Annotated in this window: 2 protein-coding genes; both read left to right on the top strand. The window is 44.6% G+C overall.

Translation table 11 applies throughout. The annotated features are described in order from the left end of the window. Positions 1–1,059 precede the first annotated feature (1,059 nt). On the top strand, positions 1,060–3,060 hold the full coding sequence (locus KDK14_RS08975; protein ID WP_257264754.1) for a hypothetical protein: 2,001 nt from the start codon (positions 1,060–1,062) through the stop codon (positions 3,058–3,060). A gap of 295 nt (positions 3,061–3,355) precedes the next feature. Beyond that, complete coding sequence (locus KDK14_RS08970; protein WP_257264753.1) at positions 3,356–4,699, top strand: ankyrin repeat domain-containing protein; 1,344 nt, start codon at positions 3,356–3,358, stop codon at positions 4,697–4,699. Positions 4,700–4,876: the final 177 nt, after the last annotated feature.

Here is a 4,876-nt window from a genome sequence, read left to right as displayed (position 1 = left end):
CTTTTCTTTTCCTTTGTGCTCTTTGTGTGCTTTGTGGTTCAAAGCTTTTGCTTCTTGATCGTAAGTCAGACGTTGGCAGAGGCTTCCCTGGTATATGAACCGGCCACTTCGGTAAACCATTCATCAATGACAAGTTTGCGGTTTCGGCAGGCATTATTGAACTATTCTCGATGACGAGAGTCTAAAAATTGATAATAATCTCGTTTGAAAAACATCATGTTAGCCCATCCAGCAAAGTGATTCTCCAGTCATGAAGTTTACTCACAAGCGTCTTGGTTTTATCAATCATCGTGTAACAGTTTAAAGGATAATTTTTTCATGAATACTTGTTTGAATCCAAGCCGCACAGTCAATTCAAATACTGAATCAAAAGAGACTTCGAATCCAGAAAACCCCTTGAAGAAATTTAAAACCTTTAACAGGAAACTGAATACAAGAGCCGAAGAGGATACAATCCCATTCAAGCGAAAAGCATCAAACCCTGCTGTAAGCTGCCCCCCTATAAAAAAAGAAATCAAAGACTGGTCAGTCTCCAGTCTTACCCCTTATTTCTACTCAAAAACCACCCATCCTAAAACAACAATTCCATGGAGCGCTCACTTCGAGTGCATCTATCAATCCCTGTATCAACAAAAACACCTGGAGGTTGAGGCCCAGTTAAATGCCCTCTGTGATGTTCAGATTAAAAGCCTGTTCATTGTTACCCCCCCAATTGAATTTTGTAGAAAACGTCATATTACGGATTCACTTCTGGAATTGGCCGCCACTTCCGACAAGGCAGGCAGCATCTTTTTCCAGGTTTTATTTGACCGACTATCCCCGGAACAACTCCGGCATGCCCTTTTAGAATCTTTCGATAACAATGGAAAGTTATTACACCTGGTATGCTGTGTTATGGATGAGCCATTATTCAAGAAGCTGGAAGATAAACTAGACAGGCAAACCCTTTTAGAGATGGTCACCCAACCCTTAAGTGATCTTGCTCCTCCCCTTGCATTTGCCTGTCGCTACAACAAAAGCACCTATCTGTTTGATACCGTTATTGATGAAAAGAAGCAGTTGATAGAAAAACTCCTGAAGGGGGGACCCGGCATTGATCAAAGCTTACTACAGTTCATGTGCAATGATCTAAGATATCACCGTAGTGATATTCCGCTAACGCATCAAGAGTACCATGAGCGTATTAAACACCTGTTACACGCCCTTAATAAGCAGGACCGCCTTGACGCTGTCCTTTTTAAGGGAAAATCCAATGAGTCTGCTTTGCTATGGGCTTGCGCAGGTAAAAAATGCTCAAGTGATGATTTGGTATTCACATTGACTGAAACATTTAACGATAATCAGAAAGTTGATCTTCTTACAGCGCAAGCAAAAACAGGTAATTCACTGGTACAAAAGTGCATTGAACTTAAGAAGGTTGATAAAGTTGCCACTCTCTGCGAGACATTGCACAATCCATTACTGAGGTTTAAGGTGCTGTCGATTTGCACATTGGCAGGCCATTCCTTCTTTCAACAGTGGCTTCTTGACCATTGTGAAAAAGATATTGATCACATGCTGCGTGATATAGACAAAAAACACCGGGATCTGCTAATCGCTGGTGAACGACATATCTGGAATCAGACAACCGACTGTACCGATGATATACTCCAGCAAGAGCAAATTCCGATTGTAGATGCCATGAACAGGGGAAACATGTCCCTGGCTCAATTGCTCTGGAATCTTATTGCGGATCCAGAATTACAAATTAAACTGCTGCTTTACAAAACCAAACACCAGACCACCCTGTTGCAATATATGCTTGATGATGGGGAACAGTGGCAATTTTTCAAAAACAAATTTAAGAAAAGCCATAACCTGATCCTGCATAATTCATTCGCTGCTGAACTGCATGCCCATGCCCTGGCAGCTGAACGTTTTGACGATGCAGACTATTACTTCAGTCAAATAGATTCAAAATTAAAGTACGATCTGTCTAACGAAAATTACCGACTTCATTTATTGAATGTCTGTACAGAAAGAGAGACGATCAGTGAAAGCTTTTTCAACGGACTAACCCCATATCAATGTACAGAATCTGTTGTCTATGTACTTGGACATGGTCTTTATGATAAAAAAAACCTGATGGCAAACTTTCTTCAGTTGATTACATTGCAGGAGAATGCAGGCCATAAAGATACTTTTATCAAATGGGCTACAAGCCCGCGGCAAGGCAAACAATGCCCACTGACCACAGCTTTGAGTCTATCTGTCAAAACTTATCGCAAATTAAATGATCCTGAACACGAACGTAATTGGGAATTTCTTAAAAGGGAAGCCCGCTGCAACATGCAGATAATCAAGGCAATGGCTAGCATGATGAGTGAAGAGCAAAAAAAGGCATTCTTCTTCTCTTTAAAGGATGAGAGTTATGAAACTCTGAGCCTGCTTGGTTATAAAGATATCCTTGAAACCATCGTTGATATCCTGGGTGATTCGGGCAGTGTCTTTCTCAAACAAATAAATCCTGCGACTGGTGGAAATTTTTTTCATATTCTGTTTGCAAGTCGCTTTATTGACTATAACTTTAAAAATAGAGAACTCAACGATCTCACTAATACAGTTGACTGGTTGTTTGAAAACCCTGAGTTAACTTCGTTTTTGCAAGATCGTTTAGAAAACGATGGCTCAACTCCCTTACACGTTCTGTTGGCAACCGCCAAACAATCAAAAATAACTAAACCTTATATTTCACCAATGTTACAAAATCACATTCTGAAAAAGGCAGGTCAATTCAATGCAGATAGACCTCAGCTGGTTGAGTTACTCAAACTGAAAGACAAAAACGGCTGTACACCTCTGCACAAATTCTTTTCCTGTAAAGTGACCAATAAAAAAATCGGTGATCTGTTAATTCAAGAACTTGGTCGTGAAACATTTTTTGAGCTAATGCATATCAAAGACGAACAAGGCAATACGGTTATGGATCATTGTTCAAAACTCCATAAGAATTTGCACCAGCAATACAAGGATTTGTTTCAGACACTCCCCGCTGAGGTTAAAGCTCAGGAGCCCGGTTAAATAGAATTCCAGATGCATAAGCGTTGAACCACAAAGCACACGAAGAGCACAAAGGAAAAGATTTTTTCTTTTCTCCGTGGCAAGGTTTTCCCTTTACCGGGCAACATTGGAGAAGTTATTTCAGGACAGCCTCCTGGCGAAGGATATAAACCTCCATTGTCTTTAAATCGTCAAGAAATACCGGCCACTCAACCTGAATTAGCGGGATAACGATGTTTTACGGATCTTTTTTTACGGAACTTTTCCCGGATTTTCCAGTCAAGTTTATCACCCTTGACTGAAACATATTGAAACCATGAATCACGTCAGCAACATAGCTCCGTCATTCACCTGCCCTATCTGCCTTGATGGGATTACCACAGGGCAATTTGGCGAACGCACATTGGTCAGGACTGCCTGCCAACCGAAATCCCATGTTTTCCACCTGGAATGCATTACCACATGGTTTGACGGTGAACAACAACTGAATAAAAGACTCGATGAGCGGGAATGCGGTCACTGCAAACAACCGGCACTCCCGCTGGCAAGTCTGAACGAGAACCAAAGCCTGGAAAACGAATCTCCCTATTGTGAATCCCTGGTGCTTCAAGCCTGTCGCACCGGAGACCTGAAGACCCTGGGCAGGCTGCTGGCCGATGATGCCAGCCTGGCAATCCGCACTTGCCGCTCGGCACTCACCGGCCAGCCTGTATACCCGTTAACCATCGCCATTGAATCCGGCCAAATAGACTGCGCCCGCGTGCTGATCGACCACAAGGCCGATGTTAATGCCGCCGACCAACAGGGCCAGACGCCCCTGCACATCGCGGTTGAGAACGGCCACGTCCATTGCCTGAATCAGCTGGTTAGCCATGGGGCGAATGTCAATGCCACCAATAACCTGGGCGAGACGCCCCTGCACATGACCGTCAAAATCAGCAGAATCCAGGCCTATCAAAGGTTTGTTCTGGACAGGCACTTCGAAGAAAGCTCCAATGAAGCCCGTATATTCACGCGTTTTACCTGCAAGAAAGAAAACGACACCGGATGCCTGAAAGCGCTGCTTGCCAACAGCGAAGTGAATATTAATGCCATCGATGACGAAGGCATCACACCCCTGATGATCGCCGTATTATGGGGGGAATCCGGGCATTTGCAATGTCTGCTGGAGGCAGGAGCAAATATCATTGTCACCGATCAGCTAGACTGGGATGCCCTGCACTTATTAGCCTGTAATGACAGTGCGCAGTGCCTCAAGATATTTCTGGCCACACCCGGTATCCAGGTCAATATGAAGAATGAACTGGGCTGGACCGCCCTCCACGTCGCTGCCAAATTCGCTAGTACAGAGTCACTCAAAGTGTTACTGGCCACTCCCGGCATCCGGGTCAATGAGAAGGTTGATGGCATGACAGCTCTGCACATAGCGGCATTGTTCGACAACCCGGAATGTATCGCGGTGTTGCTGGCCACTGCGGGCATCGAGATTCATGAGCGGAATAACGAAGGCAAGACGGCCCTGTGTCTGGCTGTCATCCATAACCACAGCGAGTGCATAAAACTCCTGATTGCCAACGGGGCCAAATGGACGTCTTCCGGGAGGCTGTCCGGGAATAGTGCCCGACTGGGCGTCCCCGTTGCGAGGACGGCAGAAAATTGAGGATAAAAATTCGGTTTTGTGAGGCGAATAGCGGGGCTATTTGCCGAACAAAAGCGGATTTCTAGACCAATGGCCAAGAGTGAAAGCCCTGCCATACGTAGGCTTTAAGGCTCCCTACGATTGGAACCACAAAGCACACAAATGCCCATGGCGCGTGAAAATATTTTGCGCCACCCT

It is taken from the genome of Endozoicomonas sp. ONNA2 (assembly GCF_024606365.1).
GTDB lineage: Bacteria > Pseudomonadota > Gammaproteobacteria > Pseudomonadales > Endozoicomonadaceae > Endozoicomonas.
This window is presented reverse-complemented; position numbering and strand designations above follow the sequence as displayed.

Bases quoted from the DNA above. Each gene is read 5' to 3' on its own strand.
- KDK14_RS08970 (WP_257264753.1), top strand. From the start codon at position 3,356: ATGAATCACGTCAGCAACATAGCTCCGTCATTCACCTGCCCTATCTGC.